The 21932-nt window shown below is 67.0% G+C and carries 20 protein-coding genes; 11 read left to right on the top strand and 9 right to left on the bottom strand.

Annotated elements, in window-relative coordinates; all coding sequences use genetic code 11:
- Nucleotides 1-108 precede the first annotated feature (108 nt).
- Nucleotides 109-666 carry an NUDIX hydrolase gene (locus tag EP007_RS04265; RefSeq protein ID WP_128476473.1) on the bottom strand — a complete coding sequence of 186 codons (558 nt, stop codon included), beginning with the start codon at nucleotides 664-666 and terminating at the stop codon, nucleotides 109-111.
- A 510-nt stretch (nucleotides 667-1176) separates the two neighbouring features.
- Nucleotides 1177-1584, bottom strand: a complete 408-nt coding sequence (locus tag EP007_RS04260) for an SPW repeat domain-containing protein (RefSeq protein ID WP_128476472.1) — start codon at nucleotides 1582-1584, stop codon at nucleotides 1177-1179.
- 190 nt (nucleotides 1585-1774) lie between these two features.
- On the opposite strand from EP007_RS04260, the gene EP007_RS04255 reads away from it, so the two are divergent.
- The 4 genes from EP007_RS04255 (at nucleotide 1775) to EP007_RS04240 (ending at nucleotide 6312) form a co-directional block, all read left to right on the top strand.
- On the top strand, nucleotides 1775-2581 hold the full coding sequence (locus EP007_RS04255) for a DUF63 family protein (RefSeq protein WP_128476471.1): 807 nt from the start codon (nucleotides 1775-1777) through the stop codon (nucleotides 2579-2581).
- Between the two features lie 395 nt (nucleotides 2582-2976).
- Nucleotides 2977-3885, top strand: coding sequence for a carbohydrate kinase family protein (locus EP007_RS04250; RefSeq protein WP_128476470.1), 909 nt, complete (start codon nucleotides 2977-2979; stop codon nucleotides 3883-3885).
- Nucleotides 3886-3977: 92 nt separating this feature from the next.
- The gene (locus EP007_RS04245; RefSeq protein ID WP_128476469.1) at nucleotides 3978-4709 is read left to right on the top strand and encodes a nucleoside phosphorylase; all 732 of its coding nucleotides are present in this window, start codon (nucleotides 3978-3980) and stop codon (nucleotides 4707-4709) included.
- Nucleotides 4710-4806: 97 nt separating this feature from the next.
- Nucleotides 4807-6312 carry an HPP family protein gene (locus tag EP007_RS04240; protein ID WP_128476468.1) on the top strand — a complete coding sequence of 502 codons (1506 nt, stop codon included), beginning with the start codon at nucleotides 4807-4809 and terminating at the stop codon, nucleotides 6310-6312.
- A 19-nt stretch (nucleotides 6313-6331) separates the two neighbouring features.
- Here EP007_RS04240 and EP007_RS04235 read toward each other — a convergent pair whose 3' ends face one another.
- Complete coding sequence (locus EP007_RS04235) at nucleotides 6332-7498, bottom strand: NAD-binding protein (protein ID WP_128476467.1); 1167 nt, start codon at nucleotides 7496-7498, stop codon at nucleotides 6332-6334.
- 160 nt (nucleotides 7499-7658) lie between these two features.
- On the opposite strand from EP007_RS04235, the gene EP007_RS04230 reads away from it, so the two are divergent.
- From EP007_RS04230 to EP007_RS04215, 4 genes are all read left to right on the top strand, one after another.
- On the top strand, nucleotides 7659-8921 hold the full coding sequence (locus tag EP007_RS04230; RefSeq protein WP_128476466.1) for a potassium channel family protein: 1263 nt from the start codon (nucleotides 7659-7661) through the stop codon (nucleotides 8919-8921).
- A complete protein-coding gene (locus EP007_RS04225) occupies nucleotides 8918-10156 on the top strand; it encodes a cation:proton antiporter regulatory subunit (protein ID WP_128476465.1) in 1239 nt (412 codons plus the stop codon). The genes EP007_RS04230 and EP007_RS04225 overlap by 4 nt, the downstream gene beginning before the upstream one ends.
- 277 nt (nucleotides 10157-10433) lie before the next feature.
- Nucleotides 10434-10709, top strand: coding sequence for a ubiquitin-like small modifier protein 1 (locus tag EP007_RS04220; protein WP_128476464.1), 276 nt, complete (start codon nucleotides 10434-10436; stop codon nucleotides 10707-10709).
- Nucleotides 10710-10853: 144 nt separating this feature from the next.
- Nucleotides 10854-12056: a hypothetical protein gene (locus EP007_RS04215; RefSeq protein ID WP_128476463.1), complete on the top strand. Its 1203-nt coding sequence runs from the start codon at nucleotides 10854-10856 to the stop codon at nucleotides 12054-12056.
- A gap of 11 nt (nucleotides 12057-12067) precedes the next feature.
- Here the strand turns inward: EP007_RS04215 and EP007_RS04210 are convergent, their stop codons facing one another.
- Both EP007_RS04210 and gatD read right to left on the bottom strand, forming a co-directional pair.
- Nucleotides 12068-12991: a GNAT family N-acetyltransferase gene (locus EP007_RS04210; RefSeq protein WP_208023595.1), complete on the bottom strand. Its 924-nt coding sequence runs from the start codon at nucleotides 12989-12991 to the stop codon at nucleotides 12068-12070.
- A gap of 18 nt (nucleotides 12992-13009) precedes the next feature.
- On the bottom strand, nucleotides 13010-14257 hold the full coding sequence (gene gatD / locus EP007_RS04205) for a Glu-tRNA(Gln) amidotransferase subunit GatD (RefSeq protein WP_128476461.1): 1248 nt from the start codon (nucleotides 14255-14257) through the stop codon (nucleotides 13010-13012).
- A 115-nt stretch (nucleotides 14258-14372) separates the two neighbouring features.
- On the opposite strand from gatD, the gene EP007_RS04200 reads away from it, so the two are divergent.
- Nucleotides 14373-14861 carry a hypothetical protein gene (locus EP007_RS04200; protein ID WP_128476460.1) on the top strand — a complete coding sequence of 163 codons (489 nt, stop codon included), beginning with the start codon at nucleotides 14373-14375 and terminating at the stop codon, nucleotides 14859-14861.
- A 9-nt stretch (nucleotides 14862-14870) separates the two neighbouring features.
- On the opposite strand, the gene EP007_RS04195 is transcribed toward EP007_RS04200, so the two are convergent.
- The 3 genes from EP007_RS04195 to EP007_RS04185 all read right to left on the bottom strand — a co-directional run bounded on the left by EP007_RS04195 (nucleotide 14871) and on the right by EP007_RS04185 (nucleotide 17612).
- On the bottom strand, nucleotides 14871-15659 hold the full coding sequence (locus tag EP007_RS04195) for an ArsR/SmtB family transcription factor (protein WP_128476459.1): 789 nt from the start codon (nucleotides 15657-15659) through the stop codon (nucleotides 14871-14873).
- 69 nt (nucleotides 15660-15728) lie between these two features.
- The gene (locus EP007_RS04190; RefSeq protein ID WP_128476458.1) at nucleotides 15729-16850 is read right to left on the bottom strand and encodes a DUF7096 domain-containing protein; all 1122 of its coding nucleotides are present in this window, start codon (nucleotides 16848-16850) and stop codon (nucleotides 15729-15731) included.
- A 114-nt stretch (nucleotides 16851-16964) separates the two neighbouring features.
- Complete coding sequence (locus tag EP007_RS04185; protein ID WP_128476457.1) at nucleotides 16965-17612, bottom strand: DUF1405 domain-containing protein; 648 nt, start codon at nucleotides 17610-17612, stop codon at nucleotides 16965-16967.
- Between the two features lie 188 nt (nucleotides 17613-17800).
- Between EP007_RS04185 and EP007_RS04180 the strand changes: the two genes are divergently transcribed.
- Entirely contained in the window at nucleotides 17801-18157 is a 357-nt protein-coding gene (locus EP007_RS04180) for a DUF5802 family protein (protein ID WP_128476456.1), read from the top strand.
- Nucleotides 18158-18232: 75 nt separating this feature from the next.
- Entirely contained in the window at nucleotides 18233-18508 is a 276-nt protein-coding gene (locus EP007_RS04175) for a hypothetical protein (RefSeq protein WP_128476455.1), read from the top strand.
- 20 nt (nucleotides 18509-18528) lie between these two features.
- Here EP007_RS04175 and carB read toward each other — a convergent pair whose 3' ends face one another.
- Nucleotides 18529-21825, bottom strand: a complete 3297-nt coding sequence (gene carB / locus EP007_RS04170) for a carbamoyl-phosphate synthase large subunit (RefSeq protein WP_128476454.1) — start codon at nucleotides 21823-21825, stop codon at nucleotides 18529-18531.
- Nucleotides 21826-21932 lie beyond the last annotated feature (107 nt).

The raw sequence follows: 21932 nt of genomic DNA, 5'->3' as shown, positions 1-21932 counted from the left end.
GTGGTGTGCGGAGGGTGCGGTCATGATTTGGTCACGCCTGAAGCTAGCGTTGTCTCCCGACTTCTCTCCGAGGTCGGCGTCGGTCCGGCAAACAAATTCCGTGCGTACCTACGCCCCAGAAGTCCCGAACGCCTCGTAGTAGAGCAGTCCGAGCGTCGTCCGGCCGTCACGAATCTCGCGCTCCGCGATATGCTCGCGCAATTCTTCGACGGTCGTCGTCTCGACGCGAATCGACTCGTTGTGGTCCAACTCCTGCTCGGCGGTCGGGGTACACTCGCGGGCCACGAAGAAGTGCAGGACCGAGTTCGCAACTCCGTTCGCGGGTTCGATGCTGGTCAGAAACTCCACCGACTCGGCCTCGTGGCCCGTCTCCTCGCGGAGTTCGCGGCGCGCCGCGGCCGCGCGGTCCTCGTCTTCCGGTTCCATCCCGCCGACCGGAAGGCTCCGATTGACCCGCCGGACGGCCTGTCGCCACTCTTCGATGACGACCACGTCGCCGTCGGGCGTGAACGGGAGGACGACGACGCTCTCGGTCTCGTCGAGGTAGTCGAAGTCGGTTTCGGTCCCGTCGGGGAGACGGACCGACTCGTTGCGAACGTCGAAACCCGGACAAGTGTAGGCCACCGCCGAGTCGAGGGTCTCCCACGCGAGGGGGTCATCGCTCATGGCTCTCCGTGAGTTCGGGGGCGAAAAAGGTGCTTCGCTATTGGTGACACGCGCTTGCGGATTCGATGGCAATTCGATATAGCGCTCGAAGATTTATACCCCGCGGAATCTCTGTCGAATCGAGCGACGTGCCTTCGTCCTTCGGCGAGGCACTTGCAATGTCCCGAGTTGAGCGACCTCGCCTCGTTCTGAGAGTGCGTCTTGGCAATTCCTCCCGAGTCGTTTGCCAGTCGGTTTCGAGGTGGGCCGGTCGGTCGGTTACGAATCAAGTCTCGAACTCTCCGACTGTCCCAACAACCACGCTTCTATCTCGGTCACCGATTCCGCTCAGACGCACCGTTCTACAACGTCCTGAGTAGTGGTCACCCACAGATCGACATCGTACCTACCTATTCTCACGCTATCGCCGAACGGCGGTTCGACTCCGCGGTAGCGACGACTCGCCTACTATACACCGTATCCCGCGATACTATTTTGCCGACGAACGGGAAAAAGTCCGAATCGTCCCGGCTACCGGGTTTCGGCCTCAGCGGTTCGGGTCCGGCGCTCGGTCCCTCTGGACTGGTAGACGTTGTAGCCCGCGAGGAGCGCGACCAGCGCGCCGCTCACCACGTCGCTCCAGAACGCGGCCTCGAAAACGGTCTCGAAGACGAACGGCGCGACCACCATCCAGAGACCGAGGAACGCGACCAGCGACGCGCCGCCGGTGTTGATACCCTCCCTGTCGTCAGCCTTGACGGCGTTGTAGCCCGCGATGATGCCGATTGCGGAACCGACGATAACGTCGTTCCAGAAGTTGGCCGCGGGCGGTTCGTACACGAACGCCGAGATGAGTATCCACGTCCCGACGAGCGCCGTCGCGGCCGCGATGTAGCCGCCAGCGTTGCTGTCGCGGTTCGTGGTTGTTGGTTCGCTCATTGTCTCCCCCGAATCTAGTTCGCCACTCAATAGGATAAGTCGAACGGCGGGTTATACATCGTCGGTCGGCCAGGGAACACGTCACCGTCGCACTCGGAGTCGGGTTGGTGGTTCGGGCTGGTCGCCGACCACTGGAACCCCGGAATCGCCGACCGCAAACCTTTCGGCCCCGCAATCCGCCGTATCGGGCATGGTGCTTCCAGAGGGGTTCGCGCTCCCGCCGCTCCCGTATCTCGTCGGCCTGCTTGCGGCGGTGGCGCTGGTCGGCGGGGCGCTGGCCCGGTCGGACCCGCACGTCTCCGACCGCATCGTCCTCGCGCTCGCGCCGTGGGTCGTCGTCGGGTCGAGTCTCCACGTCCTGTTCGTCCTCGACTGGGTGCCTGCGGCGGTTGCGCCGCTACTCGGCACGCCGTCGGTCTACCTCTCGACGTTCGCCGTCGCCGGAGTGGTCTGGCTCGCCGGGATTCACACCGCCACGGACCCCGAGCGCCCGGTGGTCGCGGTCGGGGTGCTGGCCGCGAGCGCGGTCGTCGCCTACGCGGTCGCTCGGGGGTCCGAAACCGGGCTTCGGCTCTTCTGGCCGCTGGTCGGTCTCGCGCTGGCGTTGCTGCTTGCCGGAACGCTCTGGGCCGCGACCAGATGGTCGTACCCGAGCGTGACCGCCGCGACGGGCGCGACCGGCGCGCTGGCGCTGTTCGGCCACGCGCTCGACGCGGTTTCGACCGCTGTGGGCGTAGACTTGCTCGGGTTCGGCGAGCGAACGCCCGTCTCGCGGGCGGTCCTCGACGCGGCCGCCGCGCTCCCGACCGCCGAGATGTTCGGCGTCGGGTGGCTGTTCGTCCTCGTGAAACTCGCCATCGCGGAGGTTGTGGTGGTTCTGTTCGCGGATTTCGTCCGCGAGGACCCCCGCGAGGGGTTCTTACTGCTCGGCACGGTCGCCGCGGTCGGGTTGGGACCGGGCGCGCACAACCTGCTCCTGTTCATCCTGACGGGGTAAGTGCGGGATGTCGGAGTTTCGTGAGGTCGGGTTTTGTCGGCTTCTGGGGCTGAACTTATTTCCCGGCGCGTGCTGGTGCGACGGCACACCTGCGCCGTCGCACCAACCGCGCGAGGGATGACTGAACGACCGGAGGGAGTGAAAGAAGAGGTTGGGGAGGCGTGAGGCCTGCGGTCGCGGTGCTGTGTAGTCGCAGTGCGGCGCGGTGCAGTCGCGGTGACTCCTCTGCGTCGGCAGTAGCTAGCTCCGCGTTCGCCCTCGACCTGTTTTCGAGAACTGGAAGTTCAACTCTCCACCCACGAGCCACGGATTTCGAGAAACCCACCAGCGTTTTGACGGCCGGGTGCCTACCGTGGCGGTATGTCGTTCGCAAACCGCCGCCGCAGTCGCCACCGATGGTCGAAGTAGTCACCGCCGGTCACGTCAACTGGGACGTGACCCTCCGCGTCGATGCCCTTCCGAAACCCGACGGCGAAGCCCGTATCGACTCCCAGCGTCGGTCGGGCGGCGGAAGCGCCGCCAACGTCGCCGTCGCGCTGGCGGGCATGGAGTTCGACACCGGCCTCGTCGGGAGCGTCGGCGACGACGAGACCGGCGAGTTCGTGCGCCGCGGGTTGCAGACCGCGGGCGTGGACTGCTCGCACCTGCTGGAGGTCGAGACCCGCGAGACGACCACGAAGTACCTCATCGTCGAGGACGACGGCGAGGTCATGGTGCTGGGCAACGAGGGCGCGAACGAGGAGGTCACGCCCGCCGACGTGGACCACGAGTTCGTCGCCGATGCCGACCACCTCCACCTGACCAGTCAGCGCCCCGACACCGCCGCGGCGCTCGCCCGGTCCGCCACGGACGCGGGCGTCAGCGTGAGTTTCGACCCCGGCCGACGCCTCGCCGAGCGGGATTTCGGCGAGGCGCTGGCCTACTCCGACGTGGTGTTTCTCAACGACCGCGAGGCGAAGACCCTGCTCGACAGCGACCTCGAACATCCCTCCTCGGAACTGCACGGCCGCGTCGTCGTCGTCAAACACGGCGCGGACGGCGCGCGCGTGGACACGCCGAACAGGGCGGTAGACCATCCGGGCTTCGACGCCGAAGTCGTGGACACCACCGGCGCTGGCGACGCCTTCGCCGCGGGGTTCCTCGCGGTGCTGTTGCGCGAGAACGGGGTCGTCGGGCCGGAAGCAGACTACGAGCGCGCGTTGGAGTTCGCAAACGCCTGCGGCGCGCTCGCGGCGATGGAGGAGGGCGCGCGGACCGCGCCGTCGTTCGAGGACGTGGAGGCGTTTCTGGACGGGCAGTTTTAGACCAAGCCTCTGTTCTTGGAGATGACTATCGAAGAGTACCATCTCGCCGCGAACCCGCGCGTTTTTTCTCCCTCTCGCCAGAACCCTCACCCATGGCGAAACAGCCCCATCTCCTCGTCGAAGAGGGCGACCTGAACGACATCGCGCTCATCCCCGGCGACCCCGGCCGCGTGGACCGCATCGCCGGTCTCTGCGATAGCTCCGAGGTCGTCGCCGAGAACCGCGAGTACAAGGTCGTCAACGCGACTTACGAGGGCACCGACCTCACCATCTGCTCGACCGGTATCGGGTGTCCCTCCGCGGCGATAGCTATCGAGGAACTCCACGCGGTCGGCGTCGAGACGGTGATTCGGGTCGGCACGACCGGCGCGCTCCAGTCGGACATCGAAATCGGCGACATGATAATCGCCACCGGCGCGACCAAAAACGAGGGCACGAGCAAGCGCTACGAGGACGTGGAGTATCCCGCGGTCCCGGACTACGACGTGCTGACCTCGCTGGTGGACTCCGCCGAGGCGAACGACGAAGACGTTCACGTCGGTCCCATCGCCAGCGACGACGCCTTCTACGCCGAAACCGAGCAGTACGTCGAGGACTGGGAGGCGGCCAACATCCTCTCGGTCGAGATGGAGGCCGCGGCCGTCTTCTCGCTGACCCGGCGGCGCGGCATGCAGGCGGGCGCAATCTGTACCGTGGACGGCAACCTCGTGGAGGGAACTCAGAAGGGCGAGACCGAGGACGAGGAACTGCCCGAGAAGGCCAAGAACAACGTCGAGCGCGCGATTCTCATCACGCTCGACGCCGTGGTCGAACTCGCGGAGTGAGCGTCTGATCGTCGGCTTTTTGTCCGGCGGTTTCGCTCCGACGTGAGGGGTCCGCGAGCGGACAGATATTTGAAGCCCCGCGCCAGACGTGTCGATAATGTTTGACGGCCTGCGAGCGCGGTATCTTGGAGTTCTTCGGCGCGTACGTCGGTTCGAGCGCCGGGAAGTCCGGGAGTTCCGCCGGTGGATAGAACACACCGGAAACCTGATTCACCTCTCGGTCCTGCTTTTGGTTCCGCTCCTCATCGCGCTCGTGACCGCCATCTCGAACTCGGTGGCGATTCTGCCGTTCGTCCTGTTCCCGCCGCTGGCGTCGGGCACGTTCACGCTGTTCGCCGACCCGGAGGGAACCTACGCCTCGCCGACGAAGTTCGTCGGCGGACTCACTGCCGGGGCGCTCTGTGGCACCGTCGCCATCTGGGTCGGTGTCAACACCGCGCTCCACGACCCCATCGCCGCGACCGAGTTGTTCGTCTCGCCGGTCGAGGCCGCGCTGGCGGTCTTCCTCACCGGCGGGGTGACGTGGGCGCTGGACTTCGAAGAGCCATCCGCGTTCTCGACGGCTCTACTGGCGCTCATCGCGCCCGTGTTCGGGACCCCCGGCTCCGTGGGGACGTTCTTCCTCCAGTACGTCGGGTCGGTGTTCGTCGCCAGCACCATCGTCGCCGGAGCGTTCCACGTCTGGCGAAAGCATTTCTACGAGCGGCGGTCGCGCTACCTCTACGAGTCCACGAATGGTGACGACCACGTCCTCGTCCCGATGCGGAGCGACGCCGACCGCCCGACAGCGATGTTCGGCGCGCGACTCGCCGCGGCCCACGACGCCGGGAAGGTCGTTCTGCTCGACGTGGTGGACGAGGCGTCCGTCGAGGAGGCGGCGCGGACGATGGCGGTGCCGACCGACGGTGCCGACGCGCGACTGGTCGATACCGACGCGGCCGAGACCGACGCCGTCGAGACCGAGGAGGTCCAAGTTGCCCAACGCTCCGCCGAGCGACTGGAAGCCGAGGCCCGGCGCATCGAGACGGAGGTCGGTATCCCCTGCGAGGTGGTCGTGGTCGGGGACGGCACCGACCGCTCGCGGACCGTCCTGAAGACCGCGCGGGAGACCAACTGCGACCTCGTGGTCGCCCCTTACGAGGAGGAAGCGGGTAGTCTCTCGCCGTTCGTTCGGGGACTGTTCCGTGGCGACATCGACACCGTCGCGTTCCGCTCGGGCGACGACTCGCGCGAGCGCTGGAAGCGCGTGCTGGTCCCGGTTCGGGGGGCGGGCGACACCGCACACGCGATGATAGAGTTCGCCCGCCGGGTCGCAGGCGAGTCGGGGCGAGTCAGCGTCTGCACCTGTATCGACGGCGAGGGCGAGCGTCGGGCGGCCGAGACGACGCTGGCGAACCTCGTAGAGGCGTTCGAGGGGTCGTTCGAGACCCGCGTCTCGCGGTCGTCCATCGAGTCGTTCCTGTCGGCCAACGACAGCTACTACGACCTCACCATCATGGGTGCGAGTACCGACCGGTCGGCGGCCTCGCGGTTCGTCTCGCCGCCGACGTTCGAGCGCATCCACGAGTTAGACTGCGACGTTGCCATCGTCCACCGGGGGTAGCCCCGGCGGCCGGTCGTCCTCACCGCTTCGCGGACTCGCCCGTGAGGCGGTCGGCGATGCTCTCCATCCCGTCGCTCCCGAGCGCCGACCGGACGAGCAGGTGGCCCCCGATGGTCGCGGGACTGATGACGGTGTCGGCCCCCGCGCGTTTGAGTTTGTCCACGTTCTCGCGCTCGGTGGCCGCGGCGACGATGCGGACCTCGGGGTTGAGTTGGCGGGCGGTTAGCACGGCCAGCGCGTCCTCGGCGTCGTTGTTCGTGGCGGCGACGACTGCCCGCGCCTCCTCGATGCCGACCCGTCTCAACGGGTCCTCGTCGCTCGGGTCGGCCTTCAGCACTTTGAACCCGCGGTCCGAGAGTTCGGTCGTGCGCTGTTGGTCGGGCGAGACGACGACGAAGGTGGCCTGCCCGTCGAGTTCGTTCAGTATCGGTTCGGTCAAATCGCCGTAGCCGAGGACGATGACGTGGTCTTCGAGGAGTTCGAGCTGTGATTCTGTCATTTTTCCGAGTGCAGTGGCGAGGCGGGCTTCGATGGCGGGACCCAGCAGGGAGGCCAGCGCGACGGCGAAACTCGCCGTGCCGAGGACGACCACTGTCATGCCAAACAGACGACCTGTCTGGGTCGTCGGCGTGAGGTCGCCGTACCCGACCGTGCTGGACGTGACGAGCGTGTAGTAGAACGCGTCGAGGGGCGTGTTCACGTTCTGGAAGTGATCTTCGAGCGCGTACGTGCCTACTGTCCCGTACATCTGGACGCCAGCGAGCGCGGCCAGCGAGGCTAGTTGCGAGGCCGATAGGTTCACGTCGTGGTCGAATCGACTGCGGGTCCGCAGTACCACCGGGACCGACGCCAACGAGGCAACGACCAGCGGCAGGGAGTAGGGACTCGACTGGACCAGCCCCTGCACCGCGGTCAGCGGGAGCAGGAGGGCCGTCGAGTACCACGCGACGCGGAAGCCCCGGCGCATTCCGAACGCGCTGGCCAGCATCAGGAACCCGGTCAGCGTGCCGGTGAACCCGGCGGTCTCCTGCGCCCAGTGGGGAATCCCACCGCCGAAGAGATTCTGGGTCGAGGCCGCGGTGAATCCGATGCTAGAGACGCCGGTCGCTATCGACAGCACCGCGACCGCGAACGTCAGCGTCACGGTGACGCGCACGCCGACTCGTCTCCGCCACGACACCTCCATGCCCGTACCTGTCGCCGTCTTCGTCAATAAACCGTCGGTCGTTCGGTGATTCGTCGGTACGGTGTCTCTGGTTGTCGGTGAGCGCCCTCGACGCCCCGCCGAACGGGCCGAACGCGTCGGTGGTTCTTTAGGGGTCCTCCGTCTGGCCGAAAGCATACGCATGGCTCTCGGGTCCGCGCTACTGATCGACCTCCTCGTCGGTCTCTACATCGGGATTCTCTCCGCGGTCGTCCCCGCGCTAGTGGCGTGGTCGCTCGGATTCACGTTCAAATACTTCACCGGCGTCACGATTCCGGGGTTCGGTGTCCTCGTCTTCGGCATTGCCATCGCCGGGATTCAGGGCGGCCTGCTCGGCCTGCTCGACCCCCAGTTCGTCACCTCGCCGAGCGCGCTGGTCTCTGCGCTGGTCGTGATGATGGCGACGCTGTACGCCCACGCGCAGGGCGACCGGATGGGCGCGGAGTTCCCCCGCCGACTGACGCTCCGGGGTCTCCGCGAGCGCGGCCTGTCGGCCGACGCCGTCGAGCGCGTCGGCCGGTTCGGCCAGATTCGCGTTCGGACGACGGGCGAGGTCGGCGACGTGGAGGGGTATCCCCCGCTCCCCGACGACCTCCGGGAGACGATTCGGGACGGCGAGTGGACGTTCCCCGCGGACCTGCCGCTCTCGGAGTTAGAGCGGCGACTCGAAGACCGACTCCGAACCGACTACGACCTCGCGGCGGTCGCGGTTGCTCTCGACTCGCGGGGGCAGGCCACCGTCAGCGCGGCCCCGCCAACCGGTGCCCTCTCCCGGCGAGTCCCGCCGGGCGAGCGCGCCGTCTCCGTCGAGGCGCTGGTGCCGTCCGGACTGGCGCGCAAGGACGAGGTGACCGTCTCGACGCCCGCGGGCGACGTGACCGGCACCGTCCTGAGCGCGCGGACGGACGGGTCGGGGTCGGTCCCGGTGAGCGGCGGGTCGGCCGGAAGCGACTCCTCGAAATCCGCGGACGAGTCCGTCCGGTCCGACGACGCCGCGGCGTCGCGTCCGACCGTGAGCGCGTCGTCGGGGCAGGCCACCGGCGGCGACGGTCGGGTGACGGTCGCGGTTCCGCGGCGCGAGGCCCGGACGCTGCTCGGCACCGAGTCGGCCGAGGTTCGGGTTCGCGCTCGCGGCACTCACCGGGAGTTCGAACTGCTGTCGCTGCTTCGCCGGGACGGCAAGCGCGTCCAGCGAGTCGAGTTGCGGAGCGGGAGCCAACTCGACGGCGCGACGCTCGGCGCGGCGGACCTGCGCGAGCGCTACGGCGTCGCGGTCATCGCGCTCCGGCGCGGCGACGAGTGGACGGTCGCGCCGCGCGGAACCGCGCGGCTGGCGGTCGGTGACCTCCTCTACGTCGTCGGGAACCGCGACGCGCTCGACCGGTTCGGGGAGGCGGTCCAGTGAACCTCCTCACCGCGCTCGAACGGCCGGTGGTCGCGGTCGCTCGCATCGTCGGTCTCGCGGCCCTCTCGGGCGGCGTCGCCACCGTCGTTGGCGTCCTCTACCGGACGTACGCCCGCGAGGAGATACCCGAGGGGCTGGCGGTGCTGGTCGGTCTCGGCGTCGTCGGCGGGTGGCTCAACACCACGACCGCGCTCCGGCAGTTTCTCGGCACCGGCGAGACCGTTCCATCCCTCGAAGTCGTCGCGGTCAACGTCGCCGCGTTCGCCCTCGGCGCTGGCGCGGCCGCAGTCGGCGCACGGTCCGGGTCGCGGGTCATCGCGGACGCGCTCTCGCTCGCTGGCGAGGGCGACGTGGGCCGGTTCGTCCAGTCCGTCGGCCGGTTCGTCACGGTGGACCTCCCCGAGGAAATCGGCGATATCGACGGCTACGAACCGCTCGACGCCGAGACCGCCGACTCGCTTTCCGGGACGTCGCTCCGATTCCCCAGAGGGCTGACGGTCGCCCAACTCCGCGAGCGCCTCGTCGAGCGACTCCGCGACGACTACGGCGTTGGCCACATCGACGTGGAACTCGACGACGACGGGAGCGTCGAATATCTCGCGGCCGGGGGCCGGGCGGTCGGTCTCGGGCCGACGCTCGCACCCGGAACGGTTGCCGTCGCGGTCCGGGCGGACCCGGCGTTCAGCGCGAGCGCGGGCGACCTCGTGCAGGTCTGGCGGCGCGGCGAGTCGCCGGGTGACGGTTCCGCGGACGGGAGCGGCGACGCGTCCGCGCCGGACGATGACTCCGAGCGACCGGCCCGCGTCGCCACCGCAGAACTCCGGGCGGCGGTCGGCGACGTGGTGACGCTGGCGCTCGATGCCGACGCCGCGGCCGACCTCGACCTCGACGCCACGTACCGACTGGTCACGCTCCCCACCGAACCCCGCGCCGACCGGGAGTTCTCCGCGCGCCTCCGGTCGGCCGACGAGACGGTCGGCGCGGTCACGCTGGCGGCCGACAGTCCGCTGGTCGGCGCGCCGGTCGGAAGCCTCGCCGCGACGGTGGTCGCGGTCCGGGACGCCCACGGCGTCGAGACGATTCCGGGCGACGACCGCCTGTTCGCGCCCGATGACACCCTCTACGTGGTCGCCCGGCCCGACCTGCTCCGGAAGGTCGAGACCGCCGCTGGCGGCGAGTCCGTGCCGGTCGGCGAGGGTGACGGGACCGCGGTCCGAACCTCTCGGCAGAGCTGAGAGGACCGAATTTTCCACGTCGGCGCGTGAGGGCGCGGCGCGCGACTGCGCGCCGCGACCTTCCGCGCGAGGGACGACTGAGCGACTGAAAGGAGCGATGGAGGGGGTTGGGGAGGCGTGAGGCTGATGCGGTGCTGTGCGGTTGCGGTGACTCCATCGCTCAAGCCTGTCGCTCGCTTCTTCCGGACTTCTGGATTCGTGTCGTGAGTGCGAGCGAAATATCGTCGTCGTCCCGGAGAGCGATGGAACAAAGGCCGCCCGCCGCCAACGCCCGGCTATGGAGTGGAAGCTCTTCGCAGACCTTGCCGAAATCGCGGGCGGGAAGGAGGTCGAAGTCGGAACCGACCCTGGCGAAACCGTCGGCGCGGCGCTCGCCGCGCTGGTCGCCGAGCATCCCGACCTCGAAGACCGCATCTACGACGACGAGGGCGACCTGCGCGACCACATCAACGTCCTCCGGAACGGAGCGAACGTCCGCGCCGCGGACGGACTCGACACCGAACTCGACGCGGGCGACGAACTCGCTCTCTTCCCGCCTGTCAGCGGCGGGTGACGCGGGCAGTTCGACGGATACCTTTCGCTCGACCCGCCATACCCCGACCCGACAGGCAGTCCCTAAGACTCGGTAGATGACCCTTTCGGGCCGGTACGCCCCGCCAGAAACCCTTACCCGAACGCAACAGTACACGGAACCGGGATGGGGACGGGGGACTCCGACAACGACACTATCGACGAATTGGTACCGGACCACCGGTCGCTCGACACGCTGATACCCGGCGACAGCGGCGCGCCGTCGTCGCTTCCAGAGCGAGTGAGCCACTGGTTTCTCCTGCGGGGCAAGCGCACGCACGTCACCGGCGTCCTGTTGCTCGGCGTCCTCGCGGTCCTGTTGGCGCTGTCGATTCTGCGACCGGTGGACGTGTACGCGCTGCTCAACGACACGAACACCATTCAAACGCTGTTCAACACGCTGTTGAGCGGCATGATTCTGCTCGTCTCCGTCGTCGTCTCCATCAACTCGATCGTCCTCTCCGAGGAGATTACCGACATCGAGCACCAGCGCGAGCGAATCGACGCCTCGATTCAGTACCGCGGCCAGATAGAGGAGTTCATCGAGGGCGACGTGAGTCCGGCCCGTCCCGCGGAGTTCCTTCGAGCGATTTTGAAGATAATCGACCAGCAGTCGTCGTCGCTCGCCGACATCGCCGCCAAGAGCGACAACGACCAGTTCCGCGACGAGGCCGAGACCTTTTCCGAGAACATCACCAACGAGGCCGAGCGCGCGGGCGAGACGCTAACCAACGCCCGGTTCGGGACGTTTCGCGTCCTGCTGGCGGGGTTGAACTACGACTACTCGTGGCAACTCCACGTCGCGCGCCGGTTCGACCGCAAGTACGGCGACAGTCTGGACGACGAGGAGAAAGGGGCAATAGAGGACATCGTGGAGACGCTGAAGGTGTTTGCGACCGGCCGGGAATACTTCAAGTCGCTCTACTACAAACGCGAGTTCGCTCACCTCTCGACCAGACTGCTGTACGTCTCGCTTCCCGCCATCGTCGTCACCTCCTACGTCCTGCTCGCGCTCGACGCAAACCTCTTCCCGGAGGTGTCGTTTTTGATGCTGACGCCGCTGATGGTGTTCGTCGGCGTCGCGTACACCATCGCGCTCGTACCGTATCTGACGCTCACCGCGTACGTCCTCCGGGCGATGGCCGTGACGCTTCGGACGCTCGCGTCCGGCCCGTTCATCCTCGAACACGGCGGCGGGGTCGAGAACTTCGACTGGAACGAAGACGACATCGAGGTGTCGGACCCGAACATTCCCACGGAAGCAGACGACCGGACCGCCGACGAGCGCACGGACGACCAGCAAGAGGAAAGCAAGCGGGCCGACGACTGAACGAACTCTTCTCAGGCGGTCAGGTCCGCGCCCAACACGAAGTCGGGTTCGTCGGCGATTTCGACCCGGCAGAGCGCCGCGTCGCTGACAACTCGGGTCGTCTCGGGGACCAACACTCGCGTCCGGTCGGCCCCGCGGTCGGCGGCGTCGCGGGCTATCGCGTCGAACAGCGCGTCGGCGCTCTCGGCGTCGGCCCACGCGCCGACGCCGTACTCGATCCACTGCACGGATTCGTCGGTTCCGTTCGCGTCCGAATCGCGCTCGTACTCTCGGACTCGGTGAGCGAACCCGCGGGTTCCGTCGTTCTGCACGACGAACAGGCCGTCCTCGTCGGCCGCAGTGCGGAGGTCGTCGCGGGTCAGTTCCGAAAGCGCCCACGACTCGTCGGGGTCGAGCGCGAGACCTCGAAGGTGGTCACGGGCCTCGCTGTCGGTCCAGTAGCGCCACGCCGCGCGGGGGTCGGCGGTCACGTCGAACGCGGACGCCGACGCGTCGGCGTCGGCGCTGGCAGGGTCGGGATGGACCCACCGGAACTCCGTCACGGGGTCGTAGCCCATCGCCCGCGACTGGCCCAGTCCCGCGGCGTTCCACGAGAAGACCATGTTCCGGGCGATGGTCGCACCCTGCTCGCGCGCCCACTCGAAGAGGTCCTCGCTGACCTTGACGCTAACGCCTCGGCCCCGGAACTCGGGGTTGACGCGCATCCCCTGATTCCACGCCTCCCAGTCCGACAGCATGACGGCCTGAGCGAGACCCGCAACTTCGCCGTCCACCACGGCGACGGCGGTGCGCTTGTCCTCGCCGTCTATCCAGTCGTGGTAGATGTCCGGGATGTAGTCGCCGCCGTCGCGCTCGGGCCACGTATCCTGCGTGAACGCCGCTATCTCGTCGTAATCGTCGTGGCGGGCCTCTCGAACCTCGACGCCCGCGTGCATGCTACTCATCGTACCACCTCACTCCCACGGGACCGACCGGTCAGTTATCTCGCCCGCGAGAGGGGTCCGGACCGTGGTCTCGGGTTCGTCGCCGTTGGCCAGCGCCCACATCAGTTTCACCTTCGCGGTGCCGGGGAGCATGTCCTCGCCCTCCACGACGCCCGCATCGAGCAGGTCCCGACCGGTGTCGTACACTCGGTCGCAGACCCGGCCCTCGATGCACTGGCTGGTCATGACGACCGTCGTGCCCGAATCGACCAGTTCCGAGATGCGGTCGGCCCAGTCGGAGTGGACGTGGCCCAGACCGGTGCCTTCGAGGACGAGACCGGCCTTGCCCTCCGCCATGTCGAGCGCCGACTCGTCCATGCCGGGCGTGAACTTCAGCAGTTCGACCTCGCTTTCGAGGTCCGGCGACAGCGAGAGGTCGGTCTCGCCGCGCTCGGCGTAGTCTCGGCGGAAATCGACCGACGCTTCTCCGCTGGCGTATTCGACTTCGCCGAGCGGTTTCGCGCCGACCGTCTCGAAGGCGTCGCGCCGGGAGGTGTGGTTCTTCCGGACGCGGGTGCCGCGGTGGAGCGCGCAGGCGTCGTCGCTCTCGGTCGCGTGCATGCAGACCATGACCTCCGCGGCGTCGGCCTTGGCGGCCTCGACGGCGCAGACCGCGTTCATCACGTTGTCCGAGGAGGGTCGGTCCGCCGACCGCTGGCTTCCGGTGAACACGATTGGCACCGGCGTGTCGAGCATAAAGGAGAGGGCCGACGCGGTGAACTGCATCGTGTCGGTGCCGTGCATCACGACCACACCGTCCGCGCCGTCCTCGATTTCCTCGCGGACGGCCTCGGCGAGGTCCTGCCACACGTCGGGAGTCATGTTCTCCGAGAGGATGTTGGCGACGACCCGGCCCCGGAAGTTCGCCCGGCCCGCGAGGTCCGGAACGGCCCGAAGCACGTCCTCTGCGTCGAACTGCGCGGTCACCGCGCCGGTGCGGTAGTCCACGGTCGAGGCGATGGTCCCGCCGGTCGAGATGAGCGAGATGGTCGGCAGGTCGGGGTCGAACTCGACCGACGACTCCTCGTCGGCGTCGCCGTCTTCGATGTCGTACACGTCGCTTTCGAGTACGTCCACGTCGGCGTCCTCGCGGTCGATGCCCACGTTGTAGCCGCCCTCTAGCTTGACGACGAGGTTCTGGCTCGTCGTGGAGGGGAGCAGTACGCCCTCGTAGGTCTGGTCGGCCCGCTGGACGCGGACGCGGTCGCCGGGATTCATACCTCCGAGTACCGGCGGGGCGGACTTGAAACCATCTCTTCGGCGCGTGGGGACCCGCAGGCGAGATAGTTTCGTCACGGAAAGAACCATTATCCCCGACGCCCCATGTCTCGGTATGCCCCAGCGTTCCGACCAGCGCAACCCCGATTCGTTTGCGGACGACCTGACCGAGTCCCTCCAAGACGACGCCAGCGAGCAGGAGTCGGAGTCTTCGTCGTTCGTCCAGCGCACCAAGCGACGCACCGTGAGCCTCTTCTCGCCGCGCGTGTTCCTCGTCGCGCTCGCCCTGCTCGGCGGCGGGATGGTCGTCGGGAACGCCTTCGTCCCGCTCCCGGTTCTGGACAATCTTGCGGGACTGCTCGGCATGTTCGCTGGCGCGTTCGTCCTCGGACTCGCAGTCGAGCGCAGTACCGTCCTCGAATCGGCAGTCGCTGGCGCGCTCGCGTCCGGTCTCGCCGTCCTCTTGGGAAACCTCGCGGTGTCGGCGTTCGGCGGCGCGGGCGTCCCGCTGGCGGCGGTCGGCGCGGGGACCGGCCTGATAGCTGGCGCGCTCGGTGCCTACTTCGGCGGCGACCTGCGCGACGGCGTGACCGCCGACATCTGAACGTCTTCTCTACTCGGTCAGTTCCCACTCGCCGCTCTCGTCGCGCTTTAGAAGCTCTCGGTCCGCGAGTTCGGTCAGCGACTCCTCGACGACGTGTTCGGGGGCCTCGACCGCTCGGCTCACCTCGCCGACGGTCGTCGCGCCACCGGCCACGGCGGCCAGCACCTCGGCGAGCAGTCGGCTCTCGCCGTTCGCGTCAAGCGAGTCGCCGAGCCGGTCCTGCACGTCCGCGAGTCGGCCGTGGACCCACCGCTGGGCTAGCGAGAGTTCGCGCTGGAGCTGTTGGAGTTCGTCGAGTTCGGCCGCGAGGTCGGTGGCGCGCTCGGTCGTCTCGGTGTCCTCCGGGTCGGCGTCGATTTCGTCGGGGTCGGTCTCGTCGTCCGCTTCCACGGCGTCGGTTGCGTCGTCGGTTCCCTCGCGTTCGTCTGCGTCCGACTCGTCGCTGTCCTCGTCGTCGCTGGCGGCCAGTTGGACGTTGAGCGAGACGTGGCGCCACCTGCTCGCGTCGAGGCTCGTACTCGCGGGGTAGGCGCTCTTCATTCCGAACTCGTAGGGCGAGACGTTCACTTCGAGGCGGAGGTTGCGCGAGATGCTGAAATACTTCCTGCGCTGGTCGTCGGTCCGACTCTCGACGAGTCCGGCGTCCTCCAGCTTCCGGAGGTGGTCGATGACGGCCTTCGGGCTGACGCCGAGATACTCGCTGATCTCCGTGACGTAACAGGGTTTGCGCGAGAGTAAGCGGAGGATGCGCCTGCGATTCTCGTTTCCGAGGATGTCGAGTAGCTCGGCGGAGTCCATTCGATGCCGAGGTTACGCATCCCGCGCTCAAAAGCGTGTCTTTCGGTCCGGAACCGCTCAGTGACCGAATCAGGCCGCGAAAGAGCCGACGCCAGCGACGAACGCCGTGGAGACGCGGTCGGTGGAGTCGGTCGTCGCGCCCGTTAGCGCGGCGTCCTCGGCGGCCGAGTTACCCCGCGAACCGTCCGCGGCATTGCCAGCGTTGTCCGGCGGGCCGCTACTGCCGTTCGTGGCGTTGCCGACGTGGTCCGGCGGTCCGTTCGACCGGTTTCTCGGGTCGGTGACGCCGTTTCCGTCGTTCGCGTCGATTCCGCTGCCGTTGCCCGCGACGCTTCCGTTACCTGCGTTGCTCATGCCCTTCTCCCGTCCCGCGGCGTTGCCGTTACCGGGCGTCGTGCCGTCGGTCGGGCTTGCGGCGTTACCGTTTCCCGGAGCAGTATCGCTGGCGGCGTTTGCGGCGTTGTCGTTACCGACGCCGCTCGGCGGACCGCGGTCCCCGTTACTGGCGCCGGTCACGTTCCGTGCGACCGACGCAACCTCGGGACCGGTCAGGTTCCCGGCTTCGGCGCGGAGACCGGCCAGTGCTTCGGCGTTCGCGTTCATTTCGGCGTTTGCGTTCATCTCGGCGTTCGCGTTCGTCTCGACGCTCGCCGTCATCCCGCTACTCTCGTTCACTTCCCGTGCGTTCGTCGCGGTCACGTCGATGGCCGATTGCAGAGCGTTGATATCTCCGAGTAGGCGGCTTACCTGCGCCTTGTACGCGGTCTCGCTGATGTTGCCCGCCTCGCGCGCGGCGACGAGTTCGCTCCGGCGCTCGCGGAGTTCGGTCAGTCGCTCGCGGAGTTCGACGGTCCGCATCTCGACGAGTTCGCCTCGGGCGGATTCGTTTTCGGTGCCGTTGAACGCCGCCGACCACATGCCGGTCTCGACCGTACCATCGACTTCGGCCGCGTTCGACTGCATGAACGAAGAGATGTTCGTGCCCAGCGACGAGTTGGTGCCGTTGTTCGCGGCGGCCGCGCCGTTCGTGGAGGGTGCCGGTCGCGCGTCCGAGAGGCCGACTCGGTCTCCGGTCGAAGCGACGACTCGGGTCGCCTCCCCGTCGTGGTTCGTCGCGCTGGCGGGAGCGGCCGCGCCCAGCGCACCGCCGACCACGAACAGCGCCAACAGGACGGCTCGATAGGGACTCATCATTTCGACCTTTACGTCCGCAGCTTAAAAAGGGCGACATTCGTTCGTTCCGTTTAGAAAGGAATTTCACTCGCCGAAGCGCGCTCTTAGAGTTTAAATCCGGATTAGAATACGTTACGCGGAGCGGGGGTTCTCCGGTAGGTCCTCGAAGGCGCGCGCGGCCGCCGCGACCGCCAGAATCGAGAGTGCGACAGTCGCCACGGGCAACAGTAGGCCGGGTTCGTACCGAAGCGGCGGGTGGAGACCGAACAGGTAGTCGATGGCGTCGTTCGCCAGCAGGGCCGCGAGCGCGGTCGCCAGCGCGCCGCGAGTCGTCGCGCCGTAGTAGGGCACGAGTGCGGCCTCGACCACGAACCCGAGGTGGGTCACGACGATGAACCAGTAGGCCCAGAAGGCGTCGGGATTCCACGGCGCCCCGAAGTACGACGAGAAGCCCAGATTCAGCGAGACGAACGTCCAGAGACCGTACTTGACTAGCCACGCGAACGCCAACGTGTGGAGGTACGCCAGCGCGCGATTCCGGGGCGCGTCGGCGGCGCGACGCCCCAAATTCGGCAGGAGCGTGGCTAGCGAGAGGGTTACCAGGAACAGCGCGGCGGGCGAGTCGGCGTAGAGCGGCCAGAGGTAGACCGGAACTTCGGGTAGCGTCTCGACGTAGAACTGGACCCCGACCAGCATCGCCAGCACGTTGACTGAGAGCAACCACGCGAGGTTCGGCCCGTCTTCGAGGAACTGCCGCGCAACGCGCTCCGGACTCTTCATACCGGCAGGCCGGAGCGCCACCGTCATAGGTCTTCTCAGAGCGGGCGAACGCGGGCGACGGTCGGAATCCGGAGCGGCGGAGGAGTTCTACCGTCCGAAAGTCGGAAAGTATTAAAAATAGATTTGTACTACTATATAAATCTTTACGAAACATTGATATTCCACAGGGGTATAGAATACCATGTTACATGTTCACAGAGTTCTCCAGCGGCTACTACCTCGGGCGACTCTACGTCGAGCCGTTCGAGGGCGACCGCGCGGCCATCCGGCGCGACCAGCACGAGCAGATAAACGAACAACTGTACGCCACGGGCGAGGGCGTCGAACGCCTCGACAGTCCCCTCGTCATGAAGGTCGGCAATCGCCACGTCGCGGTCTCGGGCGACGACGGCGTTCCCGAGGGGACGCTGGCGCTCCCCGAGGAGTTCCTCGACGACGCCGACATCAAGAACCCGCCGAAACTCACCGAAGTCCTGTTGGCGAAGGCCGAGTGCGCCGACCAACTGCTCCGATACCAGAGCGAACTTCCCAGCGCGGGAACGTGAGTGGCGGTCCGTCGTTGGGACTCTGCTTTCTCGCCCGCAAAAACAAATTTAACTCCGATAGACTCATATTATTCCATGGGAAAACCGGTCCTCGGGACGGACAACCCCCTCACGTACACGGAACTCCACGCCGTCGTTCTCGGCGCAGTCATCGGCGTTCTCACGGGATACGCCCACGGAATCGGCCGGACGACGGTCGCCGTCGGCGTCACGTCCACGTTCGTCGCCGTGGCGCTCGGTGTGAAGTACACCGGCGAGATACCGGCCGCACAGCGGACCGTGCGACGCGAACCGTGGTACGCGCTGGCGGCGCTGGTGGTTGGCGGTGCGGTCGTCCTCGCCGCGCTCTGAGTCCGTTTTCGTCGCCGCTTCTATTCGCCCCAGTTGCGAACCTGTTTACGGCGGTCGCCGACCGGTTCCACGTCGAGGGGTTCGTCTTTGGCGGCGAGCGCTTCGAGCGCCGCCGCGGCGCTCGCTTCGGTCGAGAAGTACGTGATTTCCTCCTCGACGGCGGTCTCCAGCAGGTCTCGGTTCCGCGAGACGATGCAGTCGATGTTCCCCTCTAAGACCGACTGCTTGGCGTGGTCGGTCCAGTTCTCGGCGTCGTCCTCGAACTCGTCGGGGGTGACAACCTCGAAGTAGTCGGCGAACTCCTCGGTGCTGAAATACTCCTCGAAGTCGTCGGTGAGGTCCACCAGCGCGGTTCCCTCCTCAGGAATCGGCTTGCCGGTCGAGTCCTGCGCTTTGTCGTAGGCTTTGCCGAAGGTGTCGGCGGTACCCATGACCTCGCCGGTCGATTTCATCTCCGGGCCGAGACGCGGGTCGCTCCCCGGCAGGCGGTCGAAGGGCAACACGACCTCCTTGACGCTGACCTGCTCGGGAATCTGCTCGTCGGCGTCCAACTCCGCCAGCGACTCGCCCGCCATCACCTTCGCGGCGAGTTTGGCGATGGGGACGCCGGTCGCCTTCGAGACGAACGGAACGGTGCGCGAGGAGCGCGGGTTCGCTTCGAGGACGTACACCTCGCCGTCTTGGACCGCCAACTGGACGTTCAGCAGGCCGACCGTATCTAACGCGGCCGCGATGTTCTCGACGACCTCGCGGACTCTCCCGAGGGTGTCGTCGTCCAGCGCGCGCGTCGGAATCATGCACGCGGAGTCCCCGGAGTGGACGCCCGCCGATTCGACGTGTTCCATGATGCCGCCAATGAGTACGTCCTCGCCGTCCGCCACGGCGTCCACGTCCAGTTCGACCGCATCCGCCAAGAACTCGTCCACGAGAATCGGCTTGTCGGGCGAGACCCTGACGGCCTCCTCGATGTACTCTTTCAGTTCCTCGTCGTCGTACACTACGTCCATCGCGCGCCCGCCGAGGACGTAGGAGGGACGGACGAGGACCGGGTAGCCGATGTCGTGAGCGAGTTCGAGCGCTTCCTCCTCGCTCGTTGCAGAGCCGCCTTCCGGTTGGCTGATACCCATCTCGTCCATCAGGCGGTTGAACCGGTCGCGGTCCTCTGCGAGGTCCATCGCCTCGACGGCGGTGCCCATAATCTCGCAGTCGAGTCCGCGGCGCTCGAGTTCGGCTTCGAGCGGTTCGCCGATGTCCACGGAGGTCTGGCCGCCGAACTGGACCATCACGCCGTCAGCGTTCGCCGTCTCGATAACGTCGGCGACCTCTTCGGCGGTAATCGGCTCGAAGAAGAGACCGTCGGAGGTGTCGTAGTCCGTCGAGACGGTCTCGGGGTTGTTGTTCACGACGTGGGCTTCGATGCCCTGCTCGCGCAGGGCGCGGACCGCGTGGACCGAGCAGTAGTCGAACTCGACGCCCTGTCCGATGCGGATGGGACCGCCGCCGACCACGACGACGCTCTCTACGTCCCTATCGACCTGTACCTCGTCGCGCCCGAGTCCCGCGCCGGGTCTGCGCGAAGAGTAGTAGTACGGCGTGGAGGCCGCGAACTCGCCCGCACAGGTGTCCACCTGCTTGAAGTCTCGCTCGGGCGCGTTCGCCTCCACGTCTTCGACCGTGACGCCCGCGCCGTCGGTCGGTTTCTCCGGGGCGTCGGCCGCGTCGGCCGACGCCGTGCCGTCCTCGTCGGGAATCCACGAGGAGTGGGTGTCGTCGAACTCGCCGCCCGCAATCGCGGTAATCTCGTGGTCGGTGAACCCGCGCTCGGCGGCCGTCTCGAAGTCGCCTTCTTGGGCGGCGACGGCGGCCTCGGCGACGTTCTGGAACCGCTCGACGTACCACTCGTAGATGCCCGTGAGGTCCACGACCTCCTCGGCGGTGTATCCGCGGTCGAAGGCCTCGAACATCGCGTAGGGACGGTCCGGCGTCGGGGTTTCGAGGTAGTCGGTTTCGAGGGTGTCGTCGTCAACTGCGCTCCAGTCCACGTCGGGGTCGTACTCCGAGGAGCGCAGGGCCTTGAGCAGGCTCTCCTCGAAGGTCCGACCGATGGCCATCGCCTCACCGGTCGATTTCATGGCGGTGCCCAACTCGAAGTCCACGTCGCCGAACTTGTCCTTGGGCCATCGCGGGACCTTCGTGACCACGTAGTCGATTGCTGGCTCGAAGGCCGCGGTGGTCTGGCCGGTAATCTCGTTCTCGATTTCGTGGAGGCGCTTGCCGAGCGCCACCTTCGCCGTCACGCGGGCGATGGGATAGCCCGTCGCCTTCGAGGCGAGGGCGGACGACCGCGAGACGCGGGGGTTGACCTCCACGACGCGGTACTCGCCGCCGGGGGTGCCGTCGTCGCGCCACGCGAACTGGATGTTACAGCCGCCCTGAATACCGAGGTCGCGGATGACCTCCAAGGCGGCGTCGCGCATCTCTTGGTGGCCGTCGTCGGGGATGACCTGCGAGGGCGTCACGACCGTTGATTCGCCCGTGTGGATGCCCATCGGGTCGATGTTCTCCATGTTGCAGATGATGATACACGAGTCGCCCGCGTCGCGCATCACCTCGTACTCCAGTTCGACCCACCCGGAGATAGATTCGGTAATCAGGACCTCGCCGTTGCGCGAGAGGCGCAGGCCCTTCCGGACGCGCTTGAGGAGTTCGTCCATCTCTTCGACCACGCCGGACCCCGACCCGCCGAGCGTGTAGGTCGTCCGAGCGATGACGGGGAGACCCCCGACCTCCTCGACCGCGGCCTCGACGCGCTCTTCGAGGTCGTCCTCGGTGATGGCCGAGACCTCCTCGTCGTCGTCCAGCGTGATGGTCGTCGAGCGCGCGACGGGTTGGCCCAGTTCCTCCATGCGCTGGCGGAAGAGTTCGCGGTCCTCGGTGGCGTAGATGGTATCCAGCGGCGTGCCCATGATGTCCACGTCGTACTCTTCGAGGACGCCCTCCTCGGAGAGTTCCGCGGTGACGTTCAGTCCGGTTTGGCCGCCGAGACCCGCGATAACGCCGTCCGGGTTCTCCTTCCGGATGATTTCGGCGATGGCCTCCGTCGTGATGGGTTCGATGTACACCTCGTCGGCCATCTCGGGGTCGGTCATGATGGTCGCGGGGTTGGAGTTGACCAGCACGACTCGCGCGCCCTCCTCCTGTAGCGCGCGGCAGGCCTGCGCGCCGGAGTAGTCGAACTCTGCGGCCTGTCCGATCTGAATCGGTCCGCTACCGATGAGCAGAATGGTCCGTCCGTCGCCTGCTGTGTCGTCGGTCATTCGTTGGTAGAGAGGAGTTCGCTCATCGTAATAAATCCGACGATGAATTACGAGTCTCGGAACCGGATTTCGATTTTCGTAATTTTCGGCCGAGCGTTCGGATTTCG

The sequence above is a fragment of the Halorussus pelagicus genome (assembly GCF_004087835.1).
In the GTDB taxonomy this organism is placed as follows: Archaea; Halobacteriota; Halobacteria; order Halobacteriales; family Haladaptataceae; genus Halorussus; species Halorussus pelagicus.
This window is presented reverse-complemented; position numbering and strand designations above follow the sequence as displayed.

Bases quoted from the DNA above. Each gene is read 5' to 3' on its own strand.
- EP007_RS04175 (WP_128476455.1), top strand. From the start codon at position 18,233: ATGGGAAAACCGGTCCTCGGGACGGACAACCCCCTCACGTACACGGAA.
- gatD (WP_128476461.1), bottom strand. From the start codon at position 14,257: ATGAATCCCGGCGACCGCGTCCGCGTCCAGCGGGCCGACCAGACCTAC.
- EP007_RS04240 (WP_128476468.1), top strand. From the start codon at position 4,807: ATGTTTGACGGCCTGCGAGCGCGGTATCTTGGAGTTCTTCGGCGCGTA.
- EP007_RS04195 (WP_128476459.1), bottom strand. From the start codon at position 15,659: ATGGACTCCGCCGAGCTACTCGACATCCTCGGAAACGAGAATCGCAGG.
- EP007_RS04265 (WP_128476473.1), bottom strand. From the start codon at position 666: ATGAGCGATGACCCCCTCGCGTGGGAGACCCTCGACTCGGCGGTGGCC.
- EP007_RS04255 (WP_128476471.1), top strand. From the start codon at position 1,775: ATGGTGCTTCCAGAGGGGTTCGCGCTCCCGCCGCTCCCGTATCTCGTC.
- EP007_RS04215 (WP_128476463.1), top strand. From the start codon at position 10,854: ATGGGGACGGGGGACTCCGACAACGACACTATCGACGAATTGGTACCG.
- EP007_RS04185 (WP_128476457.1), bottom strand. From the start codon at position 17,612: ATGAAGAGTCCGGAGCGCGTTGCGCGGCAGTTCCTCGAAGACGGGCCG.
- EP007_RS04200 (WP_128476460.1), top strand. From the start codon at position 14,373: ATGCCCCAGCGTTCCGACCAGCGCAACCCCGATTCGTTTGCGGACGAC.
- EP007_RS04245 (WP_128476469.1), top strand. From the start codon at position 3,978: ATGGCGAAACAGCCCCATCTCCTCGTCGAAGAGGGCGACCTGAACGAC.
- EP007_RS04180 (WP_128476456.1), top strand. From the start codon at position 17,801: ATGTTCACAGAGTTCTCCAGCGGCTACTACCTCGGGCGACTCTACGTC.
- carB (WP_128476454.1), bottom strand. From the start codon at position 21,825: ATGACCGACGACACAGCAGGCGACGGACGGACCATTCTGCTCATCGGT.
- EP007_RS04230 (WP_128476466.1), top strand. From the start codon at position 7,659: ATGGCTCTCGGGTCCGCGCTACTGATCGACCTCCTCGTCGGTCTCTAC.
- EP007_RS04210 (WP_208023595.1), bottom strand. From the start codon at position 12,991: ATGCACGCGGGCGTCGAGGTTCGAGAGGCCCGCCACGACGATTACGAC.
- EP007_RS04260 (WP_128476472.1), bottom strand. From the start codon at position 1,584: ATGAGCGAACCAACAACCACGAACCGCGACAGCAACGCTGGCGGCTAC.
- EP007_RS04190 (WP_128476458.1), bottom strand. From the start codon at position 16,850: ATGAGTCCCTATCGAGCCGTCCTGTTGGCGCTGTTCGTGGTCGGCGGT.
- EP007_RS04250 (WP_128476470.1), top strand. From the start codon at position 2,977: ATGGTCGAAGTAGTCACCGCCGGTCACGTCAACTGGGACGTGACCCTC.
- EP007_RS04235 (WP_128476467.1), bottom strand. From the start codon at position 7,498: ATGGAGGTGTCGTGGCGGAGACGAGTCGGCGTGCGCGTCACCGTGACG.
- EP007_RS04220 (WP_128476464.1), top strand. From the start codon at position 10,434: ATGGAGTGGAAGCTCTTCGCAGACCTTGCCGAAATCGCGGGCGGGAAG.